The organism is Collinsella aerofaciens, from assembly GCF_040920445.1.
Classification (GTDB): Bacteria; Actinomycetota; Coriobacteriia; order Coriobacteriales; family Coriobacteriaceae; genus Collinsella; species Collinsella aerofaciens_BH.
The window spans coordinates 11,592-16,030 of sequence record NZ_JBCOTQ010000051.1; the positions used below are offsets into that span (position 1 = coordinate 11,592).

The window sequence follows — 4,439 nt, forward strand, 5'->3', positions numbered from 1 at the left end:
ATTTTGCCCGCGCTGGTCGTGGCCGACCACTCTCCTCGTAAGCTCAAATTGAGGTCTATCAGTTTGAGGAGGATGCCATGACTGACCACGCTTTAGACCGAGCGCAGCTAGCCGAAGCCGTCGGCAACGATATTGCCGACATGGCCCATTTTTGGATGCTGCGGAAGTTCCAGTTTTTGGAGCCGGCGCGCGAACAGTTCGAGATCATTGTCGACCCGTGGCTCAGCTTTTGCACCGAGCCTTCGCAAAACGAAATCATGGCCTACAACATGGCATTTACCGATTGGCTGCTCTTCGAGCGCCCCTATCGCCACGGCAAGACGCTGCTCGAGCTGTATGTTGAAGAGCCGCCGACATCGCTTTCGCCTGCCTCGCTCAAGCGGCTCGAGCAGGTACGCGACACGCAGTATTTCTCGCGCTTTGGCATTTTGGACAAGGATCCTGCGACTGGTATAGTTGCGCTGAAGGATACGCGCACCGACCACCGCTTTGATGTCTACGACCCGCATATCGTGCAAAAGGAACATTGGAGCGACGGAGCGATTGCGGTGCGCCTCGCCTGCGTCGACGATGTCTGGCTGACGGCGGGACAGCTCTATCTGTATGACATCGCGCGCCTGAGTGACACGGCGGTCGATGGGCCGGGTGCGGTGCATCCGGAGGATCTGCAGGACGGCTTTGACACCTCGTGCATCAGCTTCTTTTTGCGCCTGGTCCGCGACATCATGGGTGCTCAGGGGCGGTACGTGAAGTCGCTTAACATCTACGAGTAGGAGTGGGAGTAGGGGATGTGGCTGGTGTCGCCCTGCTGCCCTGACTTTGTCTCAATCTGTAACGTTTAGGGACAAAAACCGGTCTACCTGTTACAGATCGAGACGAACGCTTGGGCGCCGCTGGTTTGTCTAAATCTGTAACGTTTGGGGGCCTGGAGAACGTCTAACTGTTACAGATCGAGACGTTTGGCACCTGGCTGGGGGAATGTCTCAATCTGTAACATCTACAGGCCAAAACTCGACCTACCTGTTACAAATTGGGACAAAGGTTGGACGCGGTGTCGAAAGATCTCGATCTGTAACATCTAGCGGCCAAAAATCGGTCTTCCTGTTACAGATCAAGACATTTGTCGGCGGAGGCAACAGCGGCGATGGTCCATTTGTCTGACGTGGTGGTGATGAAAGTGTCTAATACCGTTCTCAAACACAAACATGCGACTCGCAACACGTTGGCGCGGAATAGGATGCTCGCGCGGCTCACGGAGACGGCCAAGCAAGGTGCGCTGCTCGCAACGCATGACAATACCGAGCTCATGTGGCTGCGACGCCATGTTGGAACCGACGATATCGCGGAGCCCGAGCCGTACCTGTTCTGTTTTCAGCATGATTGGGATGCATTGACGCCGGCAGAGCGAGCGCTGAGGACTATCAAAGGGCTTGCGGAATTTCATCCCGATTGGGCGTTTTGGGGTTATGACGCGGCACTTTTGTGGGGTCTGGAGGTGCCGAATGATCTGCTTGGGCCGCGTTTTCTTGTTAAGACGGGTTGTTCGGTGACGTTGAGCAGCGGGTGCAGGTTGTTGCGTCCACAGATGGCGGGCGCGCTCGAGCGTGTTGATGGCGTGCGGGTGACGTCGTTTTGGCGCACGGTGGAGGATTGCTTGCTGCGTGCGCCGTTCTCCTACGGGTTGGCGATTGCCGATTCTGCACTGCGGGCGAAAGGCGTATCACGTGGGGATTTGTGCGAGCGCCTCCGCGCCGATTGCGAGGGCAGGCGAGGGTATCGCAGGGCACAAGTGATTGCGTCGTATGCGGACGGGCTGTCCGAAAACGGTGGCGAGTCTCGGTTCCGAGCGTTCTTTATTGCGTACGGCTTTCCGGTTCCGGAGCTGCAGGTGGAGTTTCGCGACCCGCTCGATCCGAGCCAGGTGTTTCGCGTCGATTATTTCTGGAGGCTCGAGGACGGGACATGTGTCATCGGCGAGCTCGACGGAAAGGGGAAGTATGCCTTGCAGAACGGCGAGGGTCGGGAGTCGGTCGACCCGTTCGTGGCAGAGCGTCAGCGTGAATCTCATCTGACAATGCTCGGGCACAAGGTGCTTCGGTTCACGTTTGATGAACTCAAGAACCCGGGGAAGTTGGTTGAAAAGATGAGGCTGGCGGGTATTCCGCGACGGCCCGATTTGGCTGAGGAGTGGAGACGTCAGTGGTATGGGCGCTAAGAGGTTTTGTCTCGATCTGTAACGTTTAGAAGTTGTTTGAGTTCGTAATTGTTTCAGATCGAGACAAACCGGTGAAACGTCGACCGAATGTCTCGATCTGTAACAGCAAGGGGCCCAATAACCCTGTACCTGTTACAGATCGAGACATTTCCCTGGTGTCGCTGGGGTGGGACTGCAACGTATTCCGTCCCCCACATCCCCTCTTCCCTCCGTTAACCGATGCGTCTGCAGCAATCCAGCGGGACTAGGTGATAATGGACAAATGTTCAAGTTAATCGTGAGGGAGGAGCTCGATATGGCGTCTGCCGATCGTTCCACGTTGTTTATCAATGCGACCATTCTGGATGGCTCGGAGTATATGGAGCCGCAACCCGATATGGCCGTGACTGTTGAGCGCGGCGTCATCACCTGGATGGGGCCGAGTGCTGTGGCGCAGGCGCCCGCGGGTGCCGAGGTTATCGACCTGGGTGGTGCGTATCTCATGCCCGGTCTCATCAATATGCACGTGCACCTGTGCGGTTCGGGCAAGCCGGTTTCGGCGGGCGATGCGGGTGCGTTGATGAAGAAGCTCGATAACCCCGTGGGGCGCGCCATCGTGCGCCATATTCTTAAGGGCAGCGCCCAACAACAACTGGCAAGCGGCGTGACCACGGTGCGCGGCGCGGGCGACCCACTGTTTGCCGATCTGGCCGTGCGCGATGCTATCGATGCCGGCAAGTATCAAGGTCCTCGCCTGGTGGCGCCGGGAACGGGCGTCACGGTTCCGGGCGGCCATGGTGCGGGCTTGTTCGCCCAGGTGGCAAACAGTCCCGCCGAGGCAGCCGAACAGGTGCGCGACCTGTATGCGCGCGGTGCCGACGTCATTAAGCTGTTCGTAACGGGCGGCGTGTTCGACGCGACCGAGGTGGGCGAGCCGGGCGTGCTGCGTATGCCGGTGGAGGTTGCCGCGGCGGCGTGCAAGGCTGCGCACGAGGTGGGCCTGCCGGTTATGGCCCATGTCGAGAGCACCGAAGGCGTGAAGGCCGCGCTTGAGGCCGGCGTTGACACGATCGAGCACGGTGCCCCGATGACTCCTGAGATCTTGGAACTGTACCGCGGCGCCGCGGGCACGCAGCTTGAGGATCGCGCGCCCAGCGTTACCTGCACTATCAGCCCGGCGCTGCCGTTTGTATTGCTCGACCCGAAAAAGACCCATTCGACCGATACGCAAAAGAAGAACGGCGACATCGTGTGCTCGGGCATTATCGAGAGCGCCCGTGCCGCACTGGAAGCTGGCGTTAAGGTGGGCCTGGGCACGGACTCGAGCTGCCCGTTCGTGACGCAGTACGACATGTGGCGTGAGGTGGCCTATTTTGCCAAGTACGTGGGCGTGAGTAACGCCTTCGCGCTGCATACGGCCACGCAGGTAAATGCCGAGCTGCTGGGGCTGGGCGGCGAGACCGGCACAATCGAGTGCGGCAAGGCCGCCGATATCCTGGTGACGCGCAAGAACCCGCTCGATGACCTGTGCGCACTGCGTGAGCCGGCGTACGTGATGTGCCGTGGTGATCTGGTGCGCAAACTCAAGGTGAAGCGTATTCCCGAGGTGGACGCCGAGCTCGACACGATTATGGCCATGCCGTCCGAGGCACTGGCCGAGGAGCTCGCCCGCGACGGCGTGGCATAGGTGTGACAAAGGGGCAATCCCTTTGTCATTATCAAAAAAGCCGAGGTCTCAGTGCGAGGCCTCGGCTTTTATTTGTCCCATGGTATGGCGGCTAGGAGCGCGTCTCCATCTTGGCGTGGCACTTGGGGCAGGTGACGCGGATCTTGCCCTTGCCCTTGGGGACGGAGAGCATCTGGCCGCAGTTGGGGCACTTGAGATAGGCCGTGGTCTTGCGGCCCTTCCACATCTTCTTGGCTGTGCGCTTGGCACGTTCAAAGTCTTCCTTGCTAGTACCGGCTGCGCGCGAGGCGTTGGCCGCTGCAGCTCCGCCGCCCAAGCTGGCGACGAACTTGCCCAAGCCGGGAACATTGGCGGTCGTGGCGACAAAGGCCTCGTTCTCCTTGCGACGTGCGTCGATATTTTTGGACAGGCCGCGCAGCACGCCAATCACGATTACGGCGATGGCAATCCAGCTGAGCCACTGGATGCGGGCTATCGATCCGATCATCGCGATGACGATGCCGGCAAAACCCATCACGATGGTGAGTTCATCGGCACCATTGCGACCCTTCATAAAGT

4 protein-coding genes are annotated in these 4,439 nt (G+C 59.3%); 3 read left to right on the forward strand and 1 reads right to left on the reverse strand.

Annotated elements, in window-relative coordinates; genetic code table 11:
• The first annotated feature begins 77 nt into the window (after positions 1-77).
• From AB5405_RS08105 to AB5405_RS08115, 3 genes are all read left to right on the forward strand, one after another.
• A complete protein-coding gene (locus AB5405_RS08105) occupies positions 78-773 on the forward strand; it encodes a hypothetical protein (RefSeq protein ID WP_368138129.1) in 696 nt (231 codons plus the stop codon).
• Between the two features lie 371 nt (positions 774-1,144).
• Complete coding sequence (locus tag AB5405_RS08110) at positions 1,145-2,215, forward strand: hypothetical protein (RefSeq protein WP_368138130.1); 1,071 nt, start codon at positions 1,145-1,147, stop codon at positions 2,213-2,215.
• A gap of 295 nt (positions 2,216-2,510) precedes the next feature.
• A complete protein-coding gene (locus AB5405_RS08115; protein ID WP_368138131.1) occupies positions 2,511-3,881 on the forward strand; it encodes an amidohydrolase family protein in 1,371 nt (456 codons plus the stop codon).
• Positions 3,882-3,972: 91 nt separating this feature from the next.
• Here the strand turns inward: AB5405_RS08115 and AB5405_RS08120 are convergent.
• A partial coding sequence (locus AB5405_RS08120; protein WP_368138132.1) for a hypothetical protein occupies positions 3,973-4,439 on the reverse strand: 467 nt, incomplete at its 5' end.

Bases quoted from the DNA above. Each gene is read 5' to 3' on its own strand.
- AB5405_RS08105 (WP_368138129.1), top strand. From the start codon at position 78: ATGACTGACCACGCTTTAGACCGAGCGCAGCTAGCCGAAGCCGTCGGC.
- AB5405_RS08110 (WP_368138130.1), top strand. From the start codon at position 1,145: ATGGTCCATTTGTCTGACGTGGTGGTGATGAAAGTGTCTAATACCGTT.
- AB5405_RS08115 (WP_368138131.1), top strand. From the start codon at position 2,511: ATGGCGTCTGCCGATCGTTCCACGTTGTTTATCAATGCGACCATTCTG.